This is a genomic window from Streptomyces sp. NPDC002690 (assembly GCF_053592415.1).
Map to the genome: position 1 here is coordinate 1 of NZ_JBSFVR010000095.1, position 23,267 is coordinate 23,267.

The following is a 23,267-nucleotide window of genomic DNA, read 5'->3' on the forward strand; positions in this document are numbered from 1 at the left end:
CCCGAAGGACCCCGCCAAGGCGGTCCGCAACGCCGCGCTCGTCGGGGACATGGGGCGCCAGGCGCTGACCGAGCTGCGCGAGATGCTGGGCGTGCAGCGCCACCGCCGTGACCGGGGCCGCCACCAGCAGTGTCGCCGCCCCGAGGATCAGCCCCATCGCGGGGAAACCGGCCCCCTCGGAGAGCACGCTGCCCAGCACCGGCCCGCAGGCCACCCCCACCGAGGAGGCGGAGCCCGCGAGGACCGCCCAGCGGCCCCGTACGTCGAGCGAGGCGGCCAGGCCGATCAGGTACGAGAGGACCACCGGGTAGACGGTGTTCCACAGGACCTCGCCGGTCGCGAAGGAACCGAGGCCGCGCGCGGAGGCGCTGAGCACGATGCTTCCGGCGATGACGACCGTGCCGCAGCCGATCGGGACAGCGCGGCCGAGCCGGGCGCCCAGCGCCCCGGCGCCCATGACCCCGAGCAGCCCGGCGCCCAGCGCGGCGGCGAAGACCGCGCCGACGGTGACTTCGGAGAGCCCCACCTGGTCCACGCCGATCCGGCTGCTGACGCCCCAGAGCGCGTTCTGCGCCATGGACCAGACGAGCATCCCGCCCGCCAGCAGCAGACCCGAACGCCGGTGCGGCAGACGGCCGGTGGCCGGGGTGCCGGTCACGACGGGGGCGGGTGCGTCGAGCCGTGAGGTGGCCGGCCAGACGAGCAGGGCGACCAGGGCGATGGCGGCGAACGGCAGCCGGTGGCCGCCGCCCAGGTGCGGGATCGTCAGGTACAGGGCGCCGGCGGTGGCGGAGACGCTGAGCAGCCCGAGCGAGGAGGTGCGGTGCGGGTCGCTCTGCGAGGCGATCCCTGACGCCGCCACCGCGGTGGCCGTGCCCGAGCCGAAGCCGCCGACCATCGCGCCCAGCACCACCAGCGGCAGCGAGGTGGTCAGCGCGGCGCAGCCGTATCCGGTGACGGCGAGGACCAGCCCGAGCCGCGCGCAGCCGCGGGCGCCGAACCGGTCGACCCGGCCCGCCAGCGAGAAACCCGCGGAGGCCGAACTCAGCAGCAGGGCGCTGCCGACGAGGCCGGCCTGAGAGGTGGTCAGACCGAGATGGGCGCTGAGCCGCCCGACGACGGTGGGAAGCAGATAAGCGGCGAGGTAGCCGGCGGTGAACACGGCGACCAGGGGCCACGCGGCGCGAGGGCGCGAGGACATGGGCGTTCCTGAAGACATGCCGGAGACCGGCAGGGGGAGGTGGGGGAGGCGGTGCGGGGGTGAAGAGAGAGTGGGGGAGCACCAGGGTGACGCGAGAAATGGGGGGAGAAGTGCGGTTCCCCGGTCTTCGTACCCGATCGTGTTCGCCGGGCAATTTGTATCAAGCACGTACAGCTGATCGAAAGGCGGGATTGTGTGATCTGTGGCACATCGGTGTTTGGTGCTGAACGACCGGGGTAACGGTCCATGTTTATGCAGGTCGACCCTGGTGGTGCCGAGGGGCGTGGAGGCTGCGGGAACGCGCGCGAATCGGGCAGACTGGCCGGATTCCGCAAGGACGCGGAGCGCGTCGGTGGAGCACGCCGGGGAGCCCGCGAACCACGTCTGCGGGCACCTCAGTTCGGCACCCCCGGGGAGCGCATGATGAGCACCGACAGCAGCCCGGCCGTAGATCCACTGGTGGCGCTGCGCGTCCCGGAGGACCCGGCCTGCGACGTCTTCCTGACGGGCACGGTCTTCCTCGACATCGTCTTCACGGGCCTGGACAGCGCACCCGTACGCGGTACGGAGTCCTGGGCCCGGGGCATGGGCTCCAGCCCCGGCGGCGTCGCCAACATGGCCACCGCCCTCGCCCGCCTCGGTCTGCGCACCTCGCTCGCCGCCGCCTTCGGCGACGACCACTACGGCGAGTACTGCTGGGACGCACTCGAACAGGGCGAGGGCATCGACCTCTCCATGTCGCACACCGTCCCCGGCTGGCACTCGCCCGTCACCGTCTCCATGGCGTACGAGGGCGAGCGCACGATGGTCTCGCACGGCCACGAGGCCCCGCCCCCGGCCGCCGCGCCGGGCTGCGAAGGACGCGCGTTCCCGCACTGCCCGCCCCGCGCCCGTGCCGCCGTCGCCTCCCTCACCCCCGGCCGCAGCGAACCCTGGGTCGCTGGGGCGGCCAAGCACGGGGCCCAGATCTTCGCCGACGTCGGCTGGGACGAGACCGGCCGCTGGGACCTGGCCGCCCTGCCCGACCTCGCGCACTGCGCCGCCTTCCTGCCCAACGCGGAGGAGGCCATGCGCTACACCGGCCGCGACACCCCCCGCGCCGCCGCCCACGCGCTGGCCGAACACGTACCGCTCGCCGTGGTGACCCTCGGCGCGGAAGGCGCCTACGCCGTCGACGCGGCGACCGGCACCACCGCCGAGGTCCCCGCCATCGACGTGGCGGCCCTCGACCCGACCGGCGCCGGGGACGTCTTCGTCGCCGGGTTCGTCACCGGCACCCTCGCCGGCTGGCCGCTCGCCGACCGCCTCGCCTTCGCCGGACTCACCGCCGCCCTCTCCGTACAGGAGTTCGGCGGCTCGCTCTCCGCCCCCGGCTGGGCCGAGATCGCCGCCTGGTGGCAGCAGGTGCGCACCTTCGAGGCCCAGGACCCGGCCGCCCTGGAGCGGTACGCCTTCCTGGAGCGCCTGCTGCCCGCCGCCAGCCGCCCCTGGCCGCTGCGCCGCGCCGTCCCCACGATCGGCTTCCGGGCGCCGTGAGCGGGCCTGACGGGCATGCTCGGGGCGTACCGGATCGGGGCGCAAAACCCCTCGGCGTTGTCGGCGCGGAGTCGTAGGCTGGACACAGAGGTTGTCGACCGGCGAGAACCCCGCAACAGGAGGTATGCGCAGGCCCGAGGGCCGGCCCATGACTCAGTCACCCACACGGCCACAGGCGCGTGCCCGCATCAGGATTCCGGCCGCTCACCCCATGGTGATGCTCCTGGGATCGGGCGACTCCCTGCTGCGCGTGATCGAGACGGCGTTCCCCGAAGCCGACATCCACGTACGGGGAAACGAGATAAGCGCTACGGGCGAACCCGCCGAGGTCGCCCTCATCCAGCGCTTGTTCGACGAGATGGTGCTGGTGCTCCGCACCGGGCAGCCGATGACGGAGGACGCAGTGGAACGCTCGATCGCCATGCTCAGGGCAGCCGGCAACGGCGAGGGCGACCCGCGGGGCGAGACCCCCGCCGAGGTTCTCACCCAGAACATCCTCTCCAACCGCGGACGCACGATCCGGCCCAAGACGCTCAACCAGAAGCGGTACGTCGACGCCATCGACAAGCACACCATCGTCTTCGGCATCGGCCCCGCGGGTACCGGCAAGACCTACCTCGCCATGGCGAAGGCGGTCCAGGCGCTCCAGTCGAAGCAGGTCAGCCGCATCATCCTGACCCGGCCCGCCGTCGAGGCGGGGGAGCGGCTCGGCTTCCTGCCCGGCACGCTCTTCGACAAGATCGACCCGTACCTGCGCCCGCTCTACGACGCGCTGCACGACATGCTCGACCCCGACTCGATCCCGCGCCTGATGGCGGCGGGCACGATCGAGGTCGCGCCGCTCGCATACATGCGCGGCCGTACTCTGAATGATGCTTTCATCATCCTGGACGAGGCCCAGAACACCAGCGCCGAGCAGATGAAGATGTTCCTCACCCGCCTCGGCTTCGACTCGAAGATCGTCATCACCGGTGACGTCACCCAGGTCGACCTCCCGAACGGCACCAAGAGCGGTCTCCGACAGGTCCAGGAGATCCTCGACGGCGTCGAGGACGTCCACTTCTCCCGGCTCACGTCCCAGGATGTCGTCCGGCACAAGCTCGTCGGCCGTATCGTCGACGCGTACGAGAAGTACGACGACCGAGCCGGTACCAACGGGAAGTAGTTTCAGCGCACCATGTCGATCGACGTCAACAACGAATCCGGAACCGAGGTCGACGAGCAGGCGATCCTCGACATCGCCCGCTACGCCCTCGCCCGGATGCGGATCCACCCGCTGTCCGAACTCTCGGTGATCGTGGTGGACACCGACGCCATGGAGCAGCTCCACATCCAGTGGATGGACCTGCCGGGCCCGACCGATGTCATGTCCTTCCCGATGGACGAGCTCCGGCCGCCGTCGAAGGACGACGAGGAGCCTCCGCAGGGCCTCCTCGGTGACATCGTGCTCTGCCCGGAGGTCGCGAAGCGGCAGGGCGAAGAGGCCGAGACGCGGCACTCCATGGACGAGGAGCTCCAGCTCCTCACCGTCCACGGAGTGCTGCACCTCCTCGGCTACGACCACGAGGAGCCCGACGAGAAGGCCGAGATGTTCGGCCTCCAGGCCGCCATCGTGGACGGCTGGCGGGGCGAGCACGGGCTGACCGGCCCCTCCCCGGCTCCCACGGTCTCGTGAGCTTCCCGCTCGTCGCGGGAGCCGTCCTGCTGGTGATCGTCGGCTGGCTCGCCGCCTGCGCCGAGACCGCCATCGCCCGCATGTCCAGCTTCCGGGCCGCCGAGGCGGTCCGGGCCGGACGGCGCGGCAGCGCGAAACTCGCGCAGGTCGCCTCCGACCCGACCCGCTACCTCAACGTCGCCCTGCTGGTGCGGGTCGCCTGCGAGATGGCGGCCGGGGTCCTCGTCACGTACGCCTGCCTCCAGGAACTCTCCGAGACCTGGGAAGCGCTGGCCGTCGCGATGGGGGTCATGGTCCTCGTCAGCTACGTCGCCATCGGCGTCTCGCCCCGCACCATCGGCCGCCAGCACCCGCTGAACACGGCGACGGCCGCCGCGTACGTCCTGCTGCCGCTGGCCAGGATCATGGGCCCGATCCCGCAGCTGCTGATCCTCATCGGCAACGCCCTCACCCCCGGCAAGGGGTTCCGCAAGGGACCGTTCGCCAGCGAGGCCGAGCTGCGCGCGATGGTCGACCTCGCGGAGGCGGAGTCGCTGATCGAGGACGACGAGCGCCGCATGGTGCACTCCGTCTTCGAGCTGGGCGACACCCTCGTCCGCGAGGTGATGGTGCCCCGCACCGACCTGGTCGTCATCGAGCGGTACAAGACGATCCGCCAGGCGCTCACCCTCGCGCTGCGCTCCGGCTTCTCCCGCATTCCGGTCACCGGGGAGAACGAGGACGACATCGTCGGGATCGTCTACCTCAAGGACCTTGTCCGCAAGACCCACATCAACCGCGACTCCGAGGCCGACCTCGTCTCCACGGCGATACGGCCCGCCGTCTTCGTCCCCGACACGAAGAACGCCGGCGACCTGCTGCGCGAGATGCAGCAGGACCGCAACCACGTCGCCGTCGTCATCGACGAGTACGGCGGCACGGCCGGCATCGTCACCATCGAGGACATCCTGGAGGAGATCGTCGGCGAGATCACCGACGAGTACGACCGCGAGCTGCCGCCCGTCCAGGAGCTGGAGAACGGCTGCTACCGGGTGACCGCCCGCCTCGACATCGGCGATCTCGGGCAGCTCTTCGGCTTCGACGAGTACGACGACGAGGACGTCGAGACCGTCGGCGGTCTCCTCGCCAAGGCGCTCGGCCGCGTCCCGATCGCCGGTGCCACCTCGGTCGTCAGCCTCCCCGACGGCCGCATGCTCCGGCTGACGGCGGAGTCCACGGCCGGCCGCCGCAACAAGATCGTCACCGTGCTGGTCGAGCCGGAGGCGGAGGCACAGGTGGATTCGAAGTCGGACTAGGGCAACGCCCCTTCGGGTGAACGGAATCGGAATGAACGGCGCACAACTACGGGCCTTCTGCCTGGACTTCAACGAGGCCGTGGAGGAGTTCCCCTTCACGCCGGAGACCTCGGTCTTCAAGGTGCTCGGCAAGATGTTCGCGCTCAGCGCCCTGGACGCCCGCCCGCTCACCGTCAACCTCAAGTGCGACCCGGACGAGGCGGTACGCCTCCGCGAGGAGTACCCGGCGATCGTTCCCGGCTGGCACATGAACAAGCGCCACTGGAACACCGTGACGGTCGGCGAACTCCCCGCCAAGTTCGTCCGCGAGCTGGTCGAGGACAGTTACGACCTGGTGGTGGCGGGGCTGCCCCGGGCGGAGAGGCTCCGGCTGGACCGTCCCTGAGCGTGGGGTGGTCCTCGGCGCCCCCGGTTACGCAACCGGGGGCGCAGGCATTTCCCGCCGAGCAGTTCTCAGCTCAGCGCCTTCTCGATGGGTTCAAAGATGTCGGCGTCGGTCTCCTGCTGCCAGGACGGGAGGCCGGGCCAGTCGGCCACGTAGCCCGGCTTCGGGTCCTCGAAGTGCTTGAACATCTGGGCCGTCCAGCACACCGCGACGAAACGGCCCTTCTGCTCGCGGGACAGCCGCGCCGCCGATCCGCCGCTGACCTCGACGAACTGGCAGACCTGCGCGTACACGGGGCCTGCGGCCTCCCGGCCCGGAAGCTAGGACTCGGCCTGCCCGGGGCTCCCGTCCAGCACCAGCACGACGTGCTCGTTCTCGCCGTACCGGACCGTCCCGGTACGCCGGAAGCCGTGCTTCTCCAGCAGCCGCACCGAGCCGGTGTTCCCGACGTAGGGATCGGCGTACAGGGGTCGGGCGGTTTCCCGTTCCAGGAACAGGGCCAGTGCCTGCGTGCCGATTCCCCGGCCCCAGTACTGCCGGCCGAGCCAGTACCCGATGAAGCGCCGCTCCTCGGCCCACCACGCCACGACGTTGCCCGCGAGTTCTCCGTCGACGGTGATGGCCTGTACGAAGTTGGTGGGGTCCCCGAGAACCTTCGTCTTCCAGTGGGTCATGAAAGCGTCCCGCTCCCGGGGCGGGAACTTCGACCGCCGCACGGCCTCGGGATCGTGCTCCTGGGCGAGGAACTCCTCCAGATCGGCCGGTTCGACGTCTCGCAGACGCACCTGTTCACTCATGCCGACGGAGTCTGCCAGGTGGCACTGACACCCCGACGGCCCCTGACCGATGACCTGGTCAGGGGCCGTTCATCCGTGGTGGGTGGGCCGGCCCCGCCCGCGTCAACGCCGCCGAAGCCCCGCCGCCACGACCGCCGCGCCCACCAGCAGCAGCGCCGCGTCCAGCGCCACCACCGTGCGGACCCCCGTGAACAACTCGCCCTGCGTGGTGGCCAGCACGCCCAGCAGGGGGATGCCGAGGGTCAGGCCGACCTGCTGGGTCGTGGTGACCAGGCCGGTCGCCAGGCCCTGTTCGGCGTCCGGGACGCCCGAGGTCACCGCGAGGCCGTAGCTGACGATCGCGCCCAGGTGGCACATGCTCGCCAGCGAGACGCCGACCGTGGCGACCACTACCCCGCCGTGCTCGCCCAGGGCCAGCAGCAGCGCGATGAAAGCACCCTGGCCGAACAGTGAGCCCACCAGGGTGCGGCGGGCGCCGAAGCGGCCGATCACCCTCGGGGCGTACGTACCGGCCACCGCCGAGAGCAGCCCCTGCACCCCGAAGACCAGCCCGGTGGCGAACGCCGACAGGCCCAGCACGTCCTGGAGGTACAGGGTCAGCACGAAGACCACGGTGGACATCAGGGCGAAGGTCAGCAGCCCGCCGAGGTTGCCGAACGCCACCGTCCGGCGGCGCAGCATCGGCAGCGAGACCAGTGGTTCGACGGCCCGCGACTCCACCACCGCGAAGGTCACCAGCAGCGCCACCCCGAGGACCAGGGCGATCAGTACGTCGGCGTGGCCGAACCCGTTCTGGGCGGCTGTCGACAGCGCGTAGATCAGGGCGAGCAGCCCGCCCGTGACGGTGACCGCACCCGGTACGTCCAGCTTGGGCCGCTGCGGGGTGCGGGACTCCGTCAGCGCCTTCGGGGCGAGGGCGAGGACGCCGGTCGAGGCGAGCGCCAGCAGGCCCATGGTGGAGCGCCAGCCCAGGGTGTCGGTGAGTACGCCGCCCGCCACCATGCCCACGGTGAAACCGAGGGAGAGCAGCGTGCCGCTGATGCCCAGCGCCCGGTCACGCTCCGGCCCTTCCCGGAACGTGGTGGTCAGCAGGGACATCCCGGTGGGCACGATCGCCGCCGCACCGAGTCCCTGGAGGGCACGTCCGGCGAGGAACGGCACCGGGCCCCAGGCGAAGGTCGCCAGCAGTGAGGCCGCGCCGAACACGGCCAGGCCCGCGAGGAAGAGCTTGCGCCGCCCGTAGAGGTCGCCGATCCGGCCGAAGAGCAGCAGGAATCCACCGGAGGGGAGGGCGAAAGCGGTGATGGCCCACTGGAGCTGGGAGGTGCTCAGTCCGAGGTCGGTACCGAGTGCGGGGAGCGCCACGTTCAGTACGGAGAAGTCGAGCGCCACCATGAACTGGGCGGCACAGAGGACCATGAGGATCAGCCGGGACCGGCCGGAGAGTCGGGCGGGACGGGTTGCCCGGGTAACGGTGGGAGCAGCGGGACCGGGGGTTCCGGTGGCCTCGGGAGGGGATTCGATCGCCATGGCCCCACTCTCGGCCGACCGGAACAAACGTGGGGAGACGCTCCTTATCCTGTTGGTACGAACACCAGTTGGCGCCGACCAGTGGGCACCGTGCGCGACACCAGGGGGAGTGACGACGTGGCGACACCGGCCCGTACGACGACCGGCAGCGGGACGACCGGCAACGGGAAGGCTCATCGGCTCACCGAGTTGCGGGAGTTCCTGATGAGCCGCCGGGCCCGGGTCACCCCGGCCCTCGCAGGCCTCCCGGACGGCGGCGCGCGCCGCCGTACCCCGGGGCTGCGCCGGGAGGAGGTCGCCGTCCTCGCGGGCGTCGGGGTCTCCTGGTACCAGTGGCTGGAGCAGGGGCGGGACATCACCGTCTCCCCACAGGTGCTGGACTCGGTGGGACGTGTCCTGCGCCTCACCAGCGCGGAGCGCCGCCATCTGTACGTACTGGCCGGGCTCAACCCGCCCGCACCCGAGGTCGACCCGGCCGACGCCGACATGTGCGACGGGCTGCGGCGGCTCATCGACGCGTGGATGCCCTTCCCGGCGCACATCATGGACCGGTACTGGAACGTCGTGCTCTACAACGACGCCGCCTCCCTGGTCCTCGGGCTGCGCCCCGGCATCGTGCAGAACTGCCTGATCACCTTCTTCACCGACGACGTCTACCGCTCCCGCGCGACGACCTGGGAGCAGATCGCCCCGCAGGTCGTCGCGCAGTTCCGCGCGGGCTGCTCGGAGAACCCGGAGGACGAGGGCTTCCAGGCCGTCGTGGCCGAGGCGAAGGATGCCAGCCCGGAGTTCGCCGCGCTCTGGGAGCAGCGCGACATCGCGCCCGGCGGGCAGATGCGCAAGGAGCTGGAGCATCCGACGGCCGGAACGCTCCAGGTGGAGTCCACCCAGCTGCGGGTGCCCGCCCGCCCGGACCTGGCGATCGTGCTGCACACCCCGCTGCCGGGCACCGGCACCGAGGAGCGGCTCAAGTGGCTGGCGTCCCCGGAGGGGCGGCGCGACGCGATGTACCCGGTACCGGGATGAGGCGCGCGCCACACGGTTCGTATGCTCGGCACATGACTGACACCACCGACCTCGGGGCCGAGGACCGCAAGATCGTCACCCTGGCGCGCAGCGCCCGCGCCCGCAACGGAGTGCCGGAGGGCGCGGCCGTCCGGGACGAGACGGGACGTACGTACGTGGCGGGCACGGTGGCCCTGGAGTCGCTGCGGCTCACCGCCCTCCAGACGGCCGTGGCGATGGCCGTGGCCAGCGGTGCCACCTCCCTGGAGGCGGCAGCGGTGGTCTCGGACGCCGAGAGCCCGGCCGACGAGGACCGGGCGGCGGTGCGCGACCTCGGCGGGGCGGACACGCCGGTGTTCCTGGCGGGCCCGGACGGGAACGTACGGGTACGGGTCACCGCGGGGTGACTCCGTGACTTCGCCCACGTGAGCGTGGAGGCCGTGGTCGACCGGCGCCGGGGTCCGGTGCCGGTCAGTGCCCCCGGGGCGCGTACATGATCACGGCCATGCCGGCGAGGCAGATCAGCGCCCCGGCGATGTCGTACCGGTCCGGGCGGTAGCCGTCCGCGACCATGCCCCAGGCGATCGAGCCGGCCACGAAGACCCCGCCGTAAGCGGCGAGGATGCGGCCGAAGTTGTCGTCGCTCTGGAGCGTCGCGACCGCTCCGTACACCCCGAGGGCGATCACTCCCGCGCCGATCCAGGCCCAGCCCCGGTGCTCGCGGATGCCCTGCCAGACCAGCCAGGCACCCCCGATCTCGAAGAGGGCGGCGACGACGAAGAGGGCGGCGGAGCGGGCGACGAGCATGGAGGGCACGCTATCCCGGGCGCGCCGTACGAGGGCCCGGGCGCACGCGTCGCCGGGCCGGGCGGCCGACCGTTGTGCGCCGGGCCGCCGCGATCGGGGACAATGGGCGCCATGAGCGCTCGACCGAACCCCGAAGCCGCTGCGCGGCAGGCCACGGACACCGCCCCTCACCGGGCCGGTTTCGCCTGCTTCGTGGGCCGCCCCAATGCGGGCAAGTCCACCCTCACGAACGCTCTGGTCGGGCAGAAGGTGGCGATCACGTCCAACCGCCCCCAGACCACCCGGCACACCGTGCGCGGCATCGTGCACCGCGACGACGCGCAGTTGATCCTGGTCGACACCCCGGGACTCCACAAGCCGCGCACCCTGCTCGGCGAGCGGCTGAACGACGTCGTGCGGACCACCTGGGCCGAGGTCGACGTCATCGGCTTCTGCCTGCCCGCCGACCAGAAGCTCGGCCCCGGCGACAAGTTCATCATCAAGGAACTCGCCGCCATCAAGAAGACCCCGAAGATCGCGGTCATCACCAAGACGGACCTGGTCGACTCCCGGGCGCTCGCCGAACAGCTGCTGGCCGTCTCCCAGCTGGGCCAGGAGCTCGGCTTCGAATGGGCCGAGATCGTGCCGGTCTCGGCGGTCAAGGACGATCAGGTCGGGCTGCTCGCCGACCTGATCGCCCCGCTGCTGCCGGTGAGCCCGCCTCTCTACCCGGAGGGCGACCTCACCGACGAGCCCGAGATGGTCATGGTCGCGGAGCTGATCCGCGAGGCCGCGCTCGAAGGCGTACGCGACGAGCTGCCGCACTCCATCGCGGTCGTCGTCGAGGAGATGCTGCCGCGCGAGAACCGTCCGGCGGACAAGCCGTTGCTCGACATCCACGCCAACGTCTACATCGAGCGCCCCAGCCAGAAGGGCATCATCATCGGCCCGAAGGGCCAGCGGCTGAAGGACGTCGGGACCAAGTCCCGCAAGCAGATCGAGGCGCTGCTCGGCACGCCGGTCTTCCTCGACCTGCACGTCAAGGTCGCCAAGGACTGGCAGCGCGACCCGAAGCAGTTGCGCAAGCTCGGCTTCTGAACGGCGGAGCAGTCCCCGTCCCGGGCGGCGGGGCAGCCCTCGGGCCGCCCTGCCCCCCGACGGCCGAGCCGTGTCGTACCGATCGCACCGGCGCCGCCGGTCTCACGCCCCCTCGCGAAGGACACGCGAGACCAGCGTGCGCTGGTCGTCGGTCAGGTGCGGGTCCGCGCAGTGCACGGTCCGCCCGTCGACGGTGATCGTGTATCGGAAGCCGTCCGGTACGCCTGCCGGTCGGGTCCCGGCCCCCTCCGCGAGCGCGGAACGGGCCAGGGACTCCCAGGCGGCGGCGTCCTCCCGCGTGGCCGTGTCGACTTCGGCCCGGCGGGAGAGGCCGGCGAACCCGCCGGTCCGGCTCACATGAATGCGCATGTGCCCCATACTGACCCGCTCACTCGGTCGGCACCCCCACTTCCGACCAGCCCTTGATGACGGCCTCGCGCTCGTCCCCCTCGCCGAAGCGGTCGCGGGCGGCGGCCACGGTCAGCCGGGCGAAGTCGGCGAAGTCGGCGGTGGCGGTCAGCTCGCCGCCGGTCAGTACGTCGTACCAGATCTGCCCGGCCCGCTCCCAGGCGTTCCCGCCGAGGGCGGAGGCGGCGAGGTAGAAGGCGCGGTTGGGGATGCCGGAGTTGAGGTGGACCCCGCCGTTGTCGTCGTCGGTCTCGATGTAGTCCTCCATCGAGGCCGGCTGCGGGTCCTTGCCGAGCACGTCGTCGTCGTACGCGGTGCCCGGCGCCTTCATCGAGCGCAACCCCTCCCCGGTGACCCCGGGGGCGAGCAGCCCCGCGCCGATCAGCCAGTCGGCCTGCTCGGCGCTCTGCCCCAGGGAGTACTGCTTGACCAGGGAGCCGAAGACGTCCGAGACGGATTCGTTGAGCGCGCCGGACTGTCCCTCGTAGACGAGGTTGGCGGTGTGCTGGGTGAGTCCGTGCGCCAGTTCGTGGCCGATCACGTCGATGGAGAGGGTGAAGTCGAGGAAGATCTCGCCGTCGCCGTCGCCGAAGACCATCTGCTGGCCGTCGAAGAAGGCGTTGTTGTAGTCCCGGTCGTAGTGGACCGAGCCGATGAGGCGCATCCCCTTGCCGTCGAGCGAGCTGCGGCCGTAGGCGGAGAGCAACAGGTCGAAGGTGGCGCCGAAACCGGCGTACGCGCGGTTGACGCTGGCGTCCGTGGTGGGCTCGTCGCCCTCGCCGCGGACCTTGCGCCCGGGCAGCAGGGTGTGGTGACGGCAGTCGTAGATCGAGCGGCGGGGCTTGCTGGGGACGGCGCCCGCCGTGGCCGGCGCCGGGGCGATGGCGGCCAGCGAGGCCGCGTGGCGCAGGGTGCGCCGCTCGCCGTCCGCGTCGAGTGTGCGCCGGGCGGGCTCGGCGACCGCGGGGTTGTCGGACTGCGCCAGCTGGTCGAGGAGGTGCGGCGGCACGATGGTGCAGAAGACGGGGTGGATACCGGAACCGTCGTGGGATCGAGAGATCATGCAAATGACTGTGGCACTCCGTCACCGTGATGTCACTGGTTGCGACGGCAATTGACGAAATAGAGTGATGGATCACTGTTTACTCGTCATGTGTGCGCGGTCCCGCATACTGATACGGACCGGCGTTCCTGCGCACCCTCGGTTAGTCTCGTCGCATCATGCGTTTCGGGCTGCTTCTCCTTAGCTGCCGCGGCGAGGGCCTGTAGTCGTAGGCCGACCCCCTCCCCGCGGAGTCTGGTGCTGCAGCGACACAGTCGGCCGTCCCACCGCTGGACCCCGAGGAGCCCTACGCCATGACCACCGTGAACACTTCCGGTAATTCTGTCGGCCGTCCCACGCCGATCACCAACGCGACGCAGCTCCAGAAGACTTCCGGAATGCCGATCCACAAGTACGGCCAGTACGAAGCGGTCGAGATCCCCGACCGCACCTGGCCGGACAAGCGGATCACGGTGGCACCCCGCTGGCTCTCCACCGACCTGCGCGACGGCAACCAGGCCCTGATCGACCCGATGTCCCCGGCCCGCAAGCGCGAGATGTTCGATCTGCTCGTGAAGATGGGCTACAAGGAGATCGAGGTCGGCTTCCCGGCCTCCGGCGAGACCGACTTCGCGTTCGTACGCTCCATCATCGAAGAGGGCGCGATCCCCGAGGACGTGACGATCTCCGTCCTGACCCAGTCCCGCGAGGAACTGATCGAGCGGACCATCGAGTCGCTGCGCGGCGCGCACCGGGCCACCGTCCACCTGTACAACGCCACCGCCCCCACCTTCCGCCGCGTCGTCTTCCGCGGCTCGAAGGAGCAGGTCAAGCAGATCGCGGTGGACGGCACCCGGCTGGTCATGGAGTACGCCGAGAAGATCCTGGGCGGCGACACGATCTTCGGTTACCAGTACAGCCCCGAGATCTTCACCGACACCGAGCTGGACTTCGCCCTGGAGGTCTGCGAGGCGGTCTGCGACGTGTGGCAGCCGGAGGAGGGTCGCGAGATCATCCTCAACCTGCCCGCCACCGTGGAGCGTTCGACGCCGTCCACGCACGCGGACCGGTTCGAGTGGATGGGGCGCAACCTGTCCCGCCGCGAGTTCGTCTGCCTGTCGGTCCACCCGCACAACGACCGCGGTACGGCCGTCGCCGCCGCCGAGCTGGCGCTGATGGCCGGCGCCGACCGCGTCGAGGGCTGCCTCTTCGGCCAGGGCGAGCGCACCGGCAACGTCGACCTGGTCACCCTGGGCATGAACCTCTTCTCCCAGGGCGTCGACCCGCAGATCGACTTCTCGCAGATCGACGAGATCCGCCGCACCAGCGAGTACTGCAACCAGATGGAGGTCCACCCGCGCCACCCCTACGCGGGCGACCTCGTCTACACCTCCTTCTCCGGCTCCCACCAGGACGCCATCAAGAAGGGCTTCGACGCCATGGAGGCCGACGCGGCCGGCCAGGGCAAGACCGTCGACCAGATCGAGTGGGCCGTCCCGTACCTGCCGATCGACCCGAAGGACGTCGGCCGCTCCTACGAGGCCGTGATCCGCGTCAACTCGCAGTCCGGCAAGGGCGGTATCGCGTACGTCCTGAAGAACGACCACAAGCTGGACCTGCCGCGCCGGATGCAGATCGAGTTCTCCCGGATCATCCAGGCCAAGACCGACGCCGAGGGGGGCGAGGTCACCCCCGCGCAGATCTGGTCCGCCTTCGAGGACGAGTACCTGCCCAGCGCCGACGACGCCGCCGCCCGCTGGGGACGGGTCCAGATCCGTTCCGGCCAGACCACCACCGGGCAGGACGGCCGGGACACGCTGACCATCGAGGCCACCGTGGACGGTGTCGACACCGTGCTGACGGGCACCGGCAACGGCCCGATCTCCGCCTTCTTCGAGGCGCTGGCCGGTATCGGCATCGACGCACGACTGCTGGACTACACCGAGCACACCATGAGCGAGGGCGCCAGCTCGCAGGCCGCCTCGTACATCGAGTGCGCGATCGACGGCAAGGTCCTGTGGGGCATCGGCATCGACGCCAACACCACTCGGGCCTCGCTCAAGGCGGTCGTCTCGGCCGTCAACCGCGCGGGCCGCTGACCCAGGTCCGGCGGACGCGGGTTGACGCGTCCGCCGGTGGTCCGCCGGCCCACGGGGAGTACACCCCGTACGCATGTCCGGTTGGTCCGAAGTCGTACTGTTCGCCGAACCCCGTCCGCCCGCTCCGGGTGGGCGGGGTTCGGCCATTTCCGGGTGTTGTGACAGAGGAGGTGATGACGCCACCTCGCGCATGTGGCTAACATCACGTGCAACACACGGCAATGTTGCCGGAGCGTTACGGAGGTGTGCGACGTGCGGTCAGCCAAAGGACAACGCGCCCTGAGAAGGGGCCTGTACGGCATCCGCACCGCATGGGACGCCGTCGGCGACGGCGAGTTCTTCTGCCAGGACTGCGGAGGCGACCGCAACTACCGCCGCCTCACCGGCCGTCGCAGGCTCACCGTGCTCGGGGTGCCGCTGCTGCGGCGCGGCGAGGCGGGACTCGTCGTCGAATGCGCCGACTGCGGCGCCCACTTCGGTACCGAGGCCCTGGAGCATCCCACCACCACGCGGTTCTCCTCGATGCTCCGCGAGGCCGTGCATACGGTCGCGCTGGCCGTCCTGGCCTCGGGCGGCACGCCCCGCACCGCCCTGGAGGCCGCCGCCTGCACCGTCCGCGAGGCCGGGCTCGACGACTGCTCGGAGGACCAGCTCCTCACCGTCGTGGAGGTGCTCACCGCCGACATCGGCCACGACGACGGTGTCGGCGCCACCGCCGGGGCCTGCGGTGCGGCCCTCGCCATCGAGCTGCACGAGGTGCTCACCCCGCTCGCCCACCACCTTGTCCCGGCCGGCCGCGAGTCGGTGCTGCTCCAGGGCGCCCGCATCGCGCTGGCCGACGGACCGTACGGCGCGGCCGAGCGCGAGGTGCTGACCACCGTGGGCCGCGCGCTGCGGCTCTGCCCCGAGGACACCGCCCGGCTGCTCACCGCGGCCGCCCGCATGCCGTCCTGAGCGCCTCCGGGCGCCCCTGGGCGCCTCCGGGTGCCCTGCGGGCCGCGCGCGCGGGTCCGCGGCGGGGCCTCGTGCGCCCGGCCCGTCCACCCGCTCGCGGGCCGGTGGGCGACAATGGGTCCATGAGCTTGTTCCGGGACGACGGCGTCGTACTGCGTACGCAGAAACTGGGCGAGGCCGACCGGATCATCACCCTGCTGACCCGCGGCCACGGCCGGGTGCGCGCGGTCGCCCGGGGGGTACGCCGCACCAAATCCAAGTTCGGCGCCCGCCTCGAACCCTTCTCCCACGTGGACGTGCAGTTCTTCGCGCGCGGCAGCGAGCTGATCGGCCGGGGGCTGCCGCTCTGCACGCAGAGCGAGACCATCGCCCCGTACGGCGGCCGGATCGTCACCGACTACGCCCGCTACACCGCCGGCACCGCCATGCTGGAGACCGCCGAGCGCTTCACCGACCACGAGGGCGAACCGGCCGTCCAGCAGTACCTGCTGCTCGTCGGCGGGCTGCGCACCCTCGCGCGGGGCGAACACGCCCCCCACCTCATCCTCGACGCGTTCCTGCTGCGCTCCCTCGCCGTCAACGGCTACGCCCCCAGCTTCGAGGACTGCGCGCGGTGCGGAATGCCCGGACCGAACCGTTTCTTCTCCATCGCGGCGGGCGGAGCCGTATGCGCCGACTGCCGGGTGCCCGGGAGCGTCGTACCCTCGGCGGAGGCCCTGACACTGCTGAGCGCGCTGCTCAGCGGCGACTGGGCGACGGCGGACGCGTGCGAGGCGCGTCATGCCAGGGAGGGGAGTGGGCTGGTGTCCGCCTATCTGCACTGGCATCTGGAGCGCGGTCTGCGCTCGCTGCGGTACGTGGAACAGTGACCTCGCAGCGGTTCGTGCAGAAGCGACACAGGGAGACGAGAGAAGCTCATGGCAGTACGCGGGATCCTCGGCGGCCGTAACCGGCGCACGTACAAGACCCCCGAGCCGCACCCGTCCGGTGCGACTCCCCCGAAGATCCCCGCCGAGCTGGTGCCCAAGCACGTGGCCGTCGTGATGGACGGGAACGGCCGCTGGGCCAAGGAACGCGGTCTCCCGCGCACCGAGGGCCACCGGGTCGGCGAGGGCGTCGTCATGGACGTCCTCAAGGGCTGCATCGAGATGGGCGTCAAGAACCTCTCGCTCTACGCGTTCTCCACCGAGAACTGGAAGCGGTCCCCGGAGGAGGTGAAGTTCCTGATGAACTTCAACCGGGACGTCATCCGCCGCCGGCGTGACGAGATGGACGAGCTCGGCATCCGCATCCGCTGGGTCGGCCGGATGCCCAAGCTGTGGAAGTCCGTCGTCCAGGAGCTCCAGGTCGCCCAGGAGCAGACCAAGGACAACGACAAGATGACGCTGTACTTCTGCGTCAACTACGGCGGCCGGGCCGAGATCGCCGACGCCGCCCAGCGCATCGCCGAGGACGTCGCGGCGGGGAAGCTCGACCCGTCGAAGGTCAACGAGAAGACGTTCGCGAAGTACATCTACTACCCGGACATGCCGGACGTGGACCTCTTCGTGCGCCCCAGCGGCGAGCAGCGCACCTCCAACTACCTGATCTGGCAGAGCGCGTACGCCGAGATGGTCTTCCAGGACGTGCTGTGGCCCGATTTCGACCGCCGTGACCTGTGGCGCGCCTGCCTGGAGTACGCCCAGCGCGACCGCCGCTTCGGCGGTGCGCAGGAGGCCGCCCCGGCCGTGGAGCCCGCGCCCGGGGCGTGAGCCTGCCGCAGCAGCGGGACAGTGAACGGCGGAGGGGGAGAACCGTTGGCCGGTTCTCCCCCTCCGCCGCACGTCTGTGCCGGAGTCAGTGCTCTCCGGCCGCGCACCGGGCGCACTCCGCGCACGTCCCGAAGATCTCTACCGTGTGCGCCACGTTGACGTAGCCGTGCTGGGAGGCGATCGTCTCGGCCCACTGCTCCACGGCCGGGCCCTCCACCTCGACGGCCTTGCCGCAGACCCGGCAGACCAGGTGGTGATGGTGGTCGCCGGTCGAGCAGCGGCGGTAGACGGACTCGCCCTCGGTGGTGCGCAGCACGTCCACCTCGCCCGCGTCGGCGAGGGACTGCAGGGTGCGGTAGACGGTGGTCAGACCGACCGAGTCGCCGCGGTGCTTGAGGACGTCGTGCAGCTCCTGTGCGCTGCGGAACTCGTCCACCTCGTCGAGCGCCGCCGCGACCGCCGCCCGCTGGCGGGTGGACCGCCCCCGTACCGGAGCCGCGTTCGTGCCACTGATCGGCGCCGTCACAGCTGCCTCCTCATGTCGCCCGTACAGGTGTCGGGCCATTGTGCCAGCCGCACCGGGCGATTTCCTCATACGTGCACGTCGTCCGCGGCGGTGCGACTGGACGGTACTTCCAGGGTGCACTTCGCGGGCTCCTCGCTGCGGCCTCTGGCCCTGCGGCGGGCCAGCGGGGCGGCCAGCGCGGTCAGCGCGACGAAGGCGGCGATGGCCAGCAGCACGATCGTCGCGCCGGGGGGTACGTCCTGGTAGTACGAGGTGACGGTGCCGGCCAGGGTGACGGCCGTACCGATCACCACGGAGAGCACGAAGGTCAGCCGGAAGGACTTCGACACCTGCTGGGCGGCCGCGACCGGCACCACCATCAGCGCGCTGACCAGCAGCAGACCGACGACCCGCATGGCGACGGTGACCGTCACGGCGGCCGTCACCGCGATCATGAGGTTCAGCAGCCGTACCGGCAGTCCGGTGACCCGGGCGAACTCCTCGTCCTGGCTGACCGCGAAGAGCTGGCGGCGCAGTCCCACGGTCACCAGCACCACGAACGCGGCGAGCAGCGTGATCGCCCACACGTCCTCGGAGGAGACGGTGGAGAGCGAGCCGAAGAGGTACGAGGTGAGGTTGGCGTTCGAGCCGGTGTCGGAGATGTTGATCAGCAGCACCCCGCCCGCCATACCGCCGTAGAAGAGCATCGCGAGCGCGATGTCGCCCCGGGTGTGCCCGAACCAGCGGATCAGTTCCATCACGACCGCGCCGGCCACCGCGACGGCGGTGGCCATCCAGACGGGGCTGGTGGAAAGCAGGAAGCCGAGGCCGACCCCGGTCATCGCGATGTGGCCGATGCCGTCGCCCATGAGGGCCTGGCGGCGCTGGACGAGGTAGATGCCGATGGCGGGAGCGGTGATGCCGACCAGGACGGCGGCGATCAGCGCGCGCTGCATGAAGGCGGGTTCGAGGAATTCCATCAGGTCAGCAGTCCCGTTCGGACGGGCTCGGAAGCCGCGTGGGGGTGGACGTGGTCGTGGCCGGGGAGCGCGTGCTGCCCGACGGAGCGCGGCGGCGGGCCGTCGTGGGTCACACAGCCGTCGCGCAGCACGACCGCGCGGTCGATCAGCGGCTCCAGCGGGCCCAGCTCGTGCAGGACCAGCAGCACGGTGGTGCCGGCGGCGACCTGTTCGCGCAGGGTGGCGGCGAGGATCTCCTGGCTGGCGAGGTCGACGCCCGCCATCGGCTCGTCCATGATCAGCAACTCGGGCTCGGAGGCCAGCGCGCGGGCGATCAGGACCCGCTGGTGCTGGCCGCCGGAGAGGGCGCTCACCGAGTCCTTGGCGCGGTCGCTCAGCCCGACGAGCTCGATGGCCCGGTCGACGGCGGCGCGGTCGGCCCGGCCCGGGACGCGCAGCTTGGTGCGGGACAGCCGCCCCGAGGAGACGACCTCGCGGACGGTCGCCGGGACCCCCGCCGAGGCCGTGGTGCGCTGCGGTACGTAGCCGACGCGGGCCCACCGGCGGAACCGTCGCAGCGGGGTGCCGAAGAGTTCGACGGTGCCCGAGGTGAGCGGGACCTGGCCGATGACGGAGCGCACGGCGGTGGACTTGCCGGAGCCGTTGGCGCCGAGCAGGGCGACGACCTCGCCCGCGTGGACCGTCAGGTCGACCCCGCGCAGCACGGGGCGGCTGCCCAGGGTGGCGGTGGCGCCCCGGAGCCGGATGACCTCGGCGGTGGGGGTGCTGTCGGGGGTGCGGGGCTCGTCCATGCGCGTCTCCGGTCCGGTCGAGTGGGTCTCGTGCGGCTGCGGCGGCACCGCCGCCGGGCCATGGGGCGCTTCGCCCGTGTCGGTGGTCACTTCGCGCCGAGGGCCTTCTGGAGGGCGGCGAGGTTCGACTCCATGACCTGGAGGTAGTCGTCGCCCTTGGACTTCTCCGTGATGCCCTCCAGCGGGTCCAGGACGTCGGTGCGCAGCCCGGTGTCCTTCGCGAGGGTCTTCGCCGTCTTGTCGCTGGCGAGCGTCTCGAAGAACACGGTGGTGGCGCCGTCCTCCTCGGCGATGTGCTGGAGGTCCTTGATGCGGGCCGGGCTCGGCTCCGCCTCGGGGTCGACTCCGGCGATGCCCTCCTGCGTGAGGCCGTAGCGCTCGGCGAGGTAGCCGAAGGCGGAGTGCGTGGTGAGGAAGGTCTTGGTGGTGGTCGACTTCAGTCCGGCCGCGTACCGCGTGTTCAGCGCGTCCAGCTTCTTGACCAGCGCGTCGGTGTTCGCGCGGTAGTCGGCCGCGTTGCCGGGGTCGGCCTTCTCCAGGGACTTGCCCACGCCCTCGGCGACCTCGGCGTACTTCACCGGGTCCAGCCAGATGTGCGGGTCGCGGCCGGCCTCGTCGTGCTCCTCGGAGGAGCCGGCCTCCGAGGAACCGTGGTCGTGGCCGTCGACCTCGGCGCCGTGCGTCTCCAGGGTGGTCAGCTTCGCGGCGTCCACGGTGTTCTTCGCGCCGGACTGGGCGATGGCGTCGTCCACGGCGGGCTGGATGCCCTTGAGGTACAGGATGAAGTCGGCGTCGCCGAGCGAGCCGATCTGGCGGGGGCTGAGCTCCAGGTCGTGCGGTTCGACGCCCGGCTTGGTCAGCGTGGTGACCGAGACGTGGCTGCCGCCGATCTCCTCGGCGAGGTACTGCATCGGATAGAAGGACGCGACCACGTCCAGCGTGCCGTCGGACCCGCCGGCGGTGTCGGAACCGGAGCAGGCGGAGAGCGCGGTGAGGCCGAGGGCGACCGCGCCGGCGACGGCGGTGGCGGGTATGAGGCGGCGTACGTTCATGAATCCCATTTTCAACAAAACTGGAAACGATTGTCAACAAGGATGATGAACCGACCGGAAGCGCGGGAGGGCCGGGAGCGCACTCCGGCCCCCGATTTGATCCGGGGGGTGCGCCCGCCGGTAATCTTGGGCATTCGCTCGCCCGTCTCCTGAGCACCACCCCCCAGCGAGGCGCTCAGCGCCGCTTCTGTCCCGTTTCGCCGTCGTAATGAAGAGAGCACCGTGGCCGCCGACAAGATCGACTCCATCGTCAGCCTGAGCAAGCGCCGTGGCTTCGTCTATCCCTGCAGTGAGATCTACGGTGGCCAGAAGGCCGCCTGGGACTACGGCCCGCTGGGCGTGGAGATGAAGGAGAACCTCAAGCGCCAGTGGTGGCGCTACATGGTCACCTCGCGCGAGGACGTGGTCGGCCTCGACTCGTCGGTGATCCTGGCCCCCGAGGTCTGGGTCGCCTCCGGTCACGTCGCCACCTTCAGCGACCCGCTGACCGAGTGCACCTCCTGCCACAAGCGCTACCGCGCCGACCACCTGGAGGAGGCGTACGAGGCGAAGCACGGCAAGCCCCCGGTGGGCGGCCTCGCCGACCTCAACTGCCCCAACTGCGGCAACAAGGGCACCTTCACCGAGCCCAAGCAGTTCTCCGGTCTGCTCTCCACCCACCTCGGCCCGACCCAGGACTCCGGCTCGGTCGCCTACCTGCGCCCCGAGACCGCCCAGGGCATCTTCACCAACTTCGGCCAGGTGGCGCAGACTTCCCGCAAGAAGCCGCCGTTCGGCATCGCGCAGATGGGCAAGTCCTTCCGGAACGAGATCACTCCGGGCAACTTCATCTTCCGCACCCGCGAGTTCGAGCAGATGGAGATGGAGTTCTTCGTCAAGCCGGGCGAGGACGAGGAGTGGCAGCAGTACTGGATGGACCAGCGCTGGAACTGGTACACGGACCTCGGCATGCGCGAGGAGAACATGCGCTGGTTCGAGCACCCGCAGGAGAAGCTCTCCCACTACTCCAAGCGCACCGCCGACATCGAGTACCGCTTCCGCTTCGGCGGCAGCGAGTGGGGCGAGCTGGAGGGTGTCGCCAACCGCACCGACTACGACCTGAAGGCGCACTCCAAGGCGTCCGGCACCGACCTGGTCTACTTCGACCAGGAGGCCAACGAGAAGTGGACGCCGTACGTCATCGAGCCGGCGGCCGGTGTCGGCCGGGCGATGCTGGCCTTCCTCCTGGACGCCTACGTCGAGGACGAGGCGCCCAACGCCAAGGGCGTCATGGAGAAGCGCACCGTGCTGCGCCTCGACCCGCGCCTCGCGCCGGTCAAGGTCGCCGTGCTGCCGCTCTCCCGCAACGCGCAGCTGTCGCCGAAGGCCAAGGGCCTCGCCACCGACCTGCGCAAGAACTGGAACATCGAGTTCGACGACGCCGGTGCCATCGGCCGCCGCTACCGCCGCCAGGACGAGATCGGTACGCCGTTCTGCGTCACCGTCGACTTCGACACCCTGGACGACAACGCGGTGACCGTCCGCGAGCGCGACAGCATGAAGCAGGAGCGCGTCTCCCTGGACCAGATCCAGGCGTACCTGGGCGCCCGTCTGCTGGGCTGCTGACGCCTGAGCGCACGCATCACGGTTTCGCTCCGAAGCCCCCGGACCCCGCACGGGTCCGGGGGCTTCGTCGCACACTGGGCGCACCCCTACCCCGGAGGTCGCCATGGTGTCCACGACCCAGAGCAAGGTCAGCCGCTGGGACCGGCACGGCCGTGAACACGTCGTGCGCGTGCGGAAGTCGGGGGTCCAGCGGCTGCTGACCTGCGAGACCTGCGGCTGGCGCAAGGGGGCGCAGTTCCTGCCCTGGCTGAAGGCGCAGGAACACCTCGCCGAGGCCCACCAGGCGACGATCGATCCCGGAGCCTGAGCGTCGGCCGAGGAGTACGGGGCCGGAGCGGCGGAAAATCGGGTGCCGGACGCTCCGGGAGCGGGGTACGGTTTCCGGCATGTCGTTCTTCCAGATCTACGAGTGAGCGCGCGGCAGGGCTGAGCGGTCCCACCCTTGAGCCCGCCGCCCCACGGATCGATCCGTGAGTACACGGACCCCCTTCTCACCCCCCCACATGGGAGAACACCACCATGGCCAAGAGCCGCAACAACCTCCTCGGCGTCGGCGGACAGCGCAAGAAGCTGTCCCGTGCCGACCAGCAGGGCGCGGGCACCGCCCGCGACGCCGACCGCAAGGCGGCGGAGGACAAGAAGCAGGAGCTGCTGCGCAAGATGCGCGAGCGCGCCACCGGGACCACCGCCGCCCCCGAGGCTGACACCGCCGAGGGCCAGAGCTGACGCGTCGACCTGAGCACGGCCGTGGGGCCCGGACCGCCGTCGTGGC

General features: G+C 70.8%; 25 protein-coding genes and 1 pseudogene. 15 read left to right on the top strand and 11 right to left on the bottom strand.

Annotation, left to right across the window (positions count from 1 at the left end):
- On the bottom strand, positions 1-1,201 hold a 1,201-nt coding region (locus ACWD3D_RS14820; protein WP_451461272.1), incomplete at its 3' end, for an MFS transporter.
- Between the two features lie 423 nt (positions 1,202-1,624).
- Between ACWD3D_RS14820 and ACWD3D_RS14825 the strand changes: the two genes are divergently transcribed.
- From ACWD3D_RS14825 to ACWD3D_RS14845, 5 genes are all read left to right on the top strand, one after another.
- The gene (locus ACWD3D_RS14825) at positions 1,625-2,737 is read left to right on the top strand and encodes a carbohydrate kinase family protein (protein WP_451461273.1); all 1,113 of its coding nucleotides are present in this window, start codon (positions 1,625-1,627) and stop codon (positions 2,735-2,737) included.
- A 148-nt stretch (positions 2,738-2,885) separates the two neighbouring features.
- Positions 2,886-3,902, top strand: coding sequence for a PhoH family protein (locus ACWD3D_RS14830; protein WP_451461274.1), 1,017 nt, complete (start codon positions 2,886-2,888; stop codon positions 3,900-3,902).
- A 12-nt stretch (positions 3,903-3,914) separates the two neighbouring features.
- Positions 3,915-4,412 carry an rRNA maturation RNase YbeY gene (gene ybeY / locus ACWD3D_RS14835; protein WP_387371622.1) on the top strand — a complete coding sequence of 166 codons (498 nt, stop codon included), beginning with the start codon at positions 3,915-3,917 and terminating at the stop codon, positions 4,410-4,412.
- Positions 4,409-5,707 carry a hemolysin family protein gene (locus tag ACWD3D_RS14840; protein WP_451461275.1) on the top strand — a complete coding sequence of 433 codons (1,299 nt, stop codon included), beginning with the start codon at positions 4,409-4,411 and terminating at the stop codon, positions 5,705-5,707. The genes ybeY and ACWD3D_RS14840 overlap by 4 nt, the downstream gene beginning before the upstream one ends.
- Positions 5,708-5,738: 31 nt before the next feature.
- Positions 5,739-6,092, top strand: coding sequence for an MmcQ/YjbR family DNA-binding protein (locus tag ACWD3D_RS14845; RefSeq protein WP_451461276.1), 354 nt, complete (start codon positions 5,739-5,741; stop codon positions 6,090-6,092).
- A 68-nt stretch (positions 6,093-6,160) separates the two neighbouring features.
- Here ACWD3D_RS14845 and ACWD3D_RS14850 read toward each other — a convergent pair.
- From ACWD3D_RS14850 to ACWD3D_RS14860, 3 genes and pseudogenes are all read right to left on the bottom strand, one after another.
- Positions 6,161-6,403, bottom strand: a pseudogene (locus ACWD3D_RS14850) (hypothetical protein); the annotation flags it as partial.
- A gap of 9 nt (positions 6,404-6,412) precedes the next feature.
- Positions 6,413-6,889: a GNAT family N-acetyltransferase gene (locus ACWD3D_RS14855; RefSeq protein ID WP_451461277.1), complete on the bottom strand. Its 477-nt coding sequence runs from the start codon at positions 6,887-6,889 to the stop codon at positions 6,413-6,415.
- Between the two features lie 102 nt (positions 6,890-6,991).
- Entirely contained in the window at positions 6,992-8,419 is a 1,428-nt protein-coding gene (locus ACWD3D_RS14860) for an MFS transporter (protein WP_451461278.1), read from the bottom strand.
- A 117-nt stretch (positions 8,420-8,536) separates the two neighbouring features.
- Between ACWD3D_RS14860 and ACWD3D_RS14865 the strand changes: the two genes are divergently transcribed.
- Together ACWD3D_RS14865 and ACWD3D_RS14870 are read left to right on the top strand one after the other, a co-directional pair.
- Positions 8,537-9,445, top strand: coding sequence for a helix-turn-helix transcriptional regulator (locus ACWD3D_RS14865; protein WP_451461290.1), 909 nt, complete (start codon positions 8,537-8,539; stop codon positions 9,443-9,445).
- Between the two features lie 32 nt (positions 9,446-9,477).
- The gene (locus ACWD3D_RS14870; RefSeq protein WP_451461279.1) at positions 9,478-9,831 is read left to right on the top strand and encodes a cytidine deaminase; all 354 of its coding nucleotides are present in this window, start codon (positions 9,478-9,480) and stop codon (positions 9,829-9,831) included.
- A 64-nt stretch (positions 9,832-9,895) separates the two neighbouring features.
- On the opposite strand, the gene ACWD3D_RS14875 is transcribed toward ACWD3D_RS14870, so the two are convergent.
- Positions 9,896-10,231: a YnfA family protein gene (locus ACWD3D_RS14875; RefSeq protein WP_387371628.1), complete on the bottom strand. Its 336-nt coding sequence runs from the start codon at positions 10,229-10,231 to the stop codon at positions 9,896-9,898.
- A 102-nt stretch (positions 10,232-10,333) separates the two neighbouring features.
- Between ACWD3D_RS14875 and era the strand changes: the two genes are divergently transcribed.
- Complete coding sequence (gene era / locus ACWD3D_RS14880; protein ID WP_451461280.1) at positions 10,334-11,308, top strand: GTPase Era; 975 nt, start codon at positions 10,334-10,336, stop codon at positions 11,306-11,308.
- A gap of 102 nt (positions 11,309-11,410) precedes the next feature.
- Here the strand turns inward: era and ACWD3D_RS14885 are convergent, their stop codons facing one another.
- On the bottom strand, positions 11,411-11,677 hold the full coding sequence (locus tag ACWD3D_RS14885; RefSeq protein ID WP_451461281.1) for a protealysin inhibitor emfourin: 267 nt from the start codon (positions 11,675-11,677) through the stop codon (positions 11,411-11,413).
- A gap of 19 nt (positions 11,678-11,696) precedes the next feature.
- Positions 11,697-12,779 (bottom strand): M4 family metallopeptidase, encoded by a 1,083-nt coding sequence (locus ACWD3D_RS14890; protein WP_451461282.1) that lies wholly within the window; start codon positions 12,777-12,779, stop codon positions 11,697-11,699.
- Positions 12,780-13,072: 293 nt separating this feature from the next.
- Between ACWD3D_RS14890 and leuA the strand changes: the two genes are divergently transcribed.
- From leuA to ACWD3D_RS14910, 4 genes are all read left to right on the top strand, one after another.
- On the top strand, positions 13,073-14,857 hold the full coding sequence (gene leuA, locus ACWD3D_RS14895) for a 2-isopropylmalate synthase (RefSeq protein WP_451461283.1): 1,785 nt from the start codon (positions 13,073-13,075) through the stop codon (positions 14,855-14,857).
- 252 nt (positions 14,858-15,109) lie between these two features.
- Positions 15,110-15,811: a TerB family tellurite resistance protein gene (locus ACWD3D_RS14900; protein WP_451461284.1), complete on the top strand. Its 702-nt coding sequence runs from the start codon at positions 15,110-15,112 to the stop codon at positions 15,809-15,811.
- Between the two features lie 122 nt (positions 15,812-15,933).
- Positions 15,934-16,680, top strand: coding sequence for a DNA repair protein RecO (recO, locus tag ACWD3D_RS14905; RefSeq protein ID WP_387374658.1), 747 nt, complete (start codon positions 15,934-15,936; stop codon positions 16,678-16,680).
- A 48-nt stretch (positions 16,681-16,728) separates the two neighbouring features.
- Positions 16,729-17,562 (top strand): isoprenyl transferase, encoded by an 834-nt coding sequence (locus ACWD3D_RS14910; RefSeq protein WP_451461285.1) that lies wholly within the window; start codon positions 16,729-16,731, stop codon positions 17,560-17,562.
- A gap of 85 nt (positions 17,563-17,647) precedes the next feature.
- On the opposite strand, the gene ACWD3D_RS14915 is transcribed toward ACWD3D_RS14910, so the two are convergent.
- The 4 genes from ACWD3D_RS14915 to ACWD3D_RS14930 form a co-directional block, all read right to left on the bottom strand.
- Positions 17,648-18,127 (bottom strand): Fur family transcriptional regulator, encoded by a 480-nt coding sequence (locus ACWD3D_RS14915; protein WP_451461286.1) that lies wholly within the window; start codon positions 18,125-18,127, stop codon positions 17,648-17,650.
- A gap of 26 nt (positions 18,128-18,153) precedes the next feature.
- Positions 18,154-19,047, bottom strand: a complete 894-nt coding sequence (locus tag ACWD3D_RS14920) for a metal ABC transporter permease (protein WP_451461287.1) — start codon at positions 19,045-19,047, stop codon at positions 18,154-18,156.
- Entirely contained in the window at positions 19,047-19,838 is a 792-nt protein-coding gene (locus tag ACWD3D_RS14925; protein ID WP_451461291.1) for a metal ABC transporter ATP-binding protein, read from the bottom strand. Before ACWD3D_RS14925 ends, ACWD3D_RS14920 begins: the two co-directional genes overlap by 1 nt.
- A gap of 86 nt (positions 19,839-19,924) precedes the next feature.
- Positions 19,925-20,890, bottom strand: coding sequence for a metal ABC transporter substrate-binding protein (locus tag ACWD3D_RS14930; RefSeq protein ID WP_451461288.1), 966 nt, complete (start codon positions 20,888-20,890; stop codon positions 19,925-19,927).
- 222 nt (positions 20,891-21,112) lie between these two features.
- On the opposite strand from ACWD3D_RS14930, the gene ACWD3D_RS14935 reads away from it, so the two are divergent.
- The 3 genes from ACWD3D_RS14935 to ACWD3D_RS14945 all read left to right on the top strand — a co-directional run bounded on the left by ACWD3D_RS14935 (position 21,113) and on the right by ACWD3D_RS14945 (position 23,221).
- A complete protein-coding gene (locus ACWD3D_RS14935; RefSeq protein WP_387374934.1) occupies positions 21,113-22,495 on the top strand; it encodes a glycine--tRNA ligase in 1,383 nt (460 codons plus the stop codon).
- A 103-nt stretch (positions 22,496-22,598) separates the two neighbouring features.
- Positions 22,599-22,802, top strand: a complete 204-nt coding sequence (locus ACWD3D_RS14940; RefSeq protein ID WP_328721830.1) for a hypothetical protein — start codon at positions 22,599-22,601, stop codon at positions 22,800-22,802.
- A 212-nt stretch (positions 22,803-23,014) separates the two neighbouring features.
- Positions 23,015-23,221, top strand: a complete 207-nt coding sequence (locus ACWD3D_RS14945; protein WP_451461289.1) for a DUF6243 family protein — start codon at positions 23,015-23,017, stop codon at positions 23,219-23,221.
- Positions 23,222-23,267: the final 46 nt, after the last annotated feature.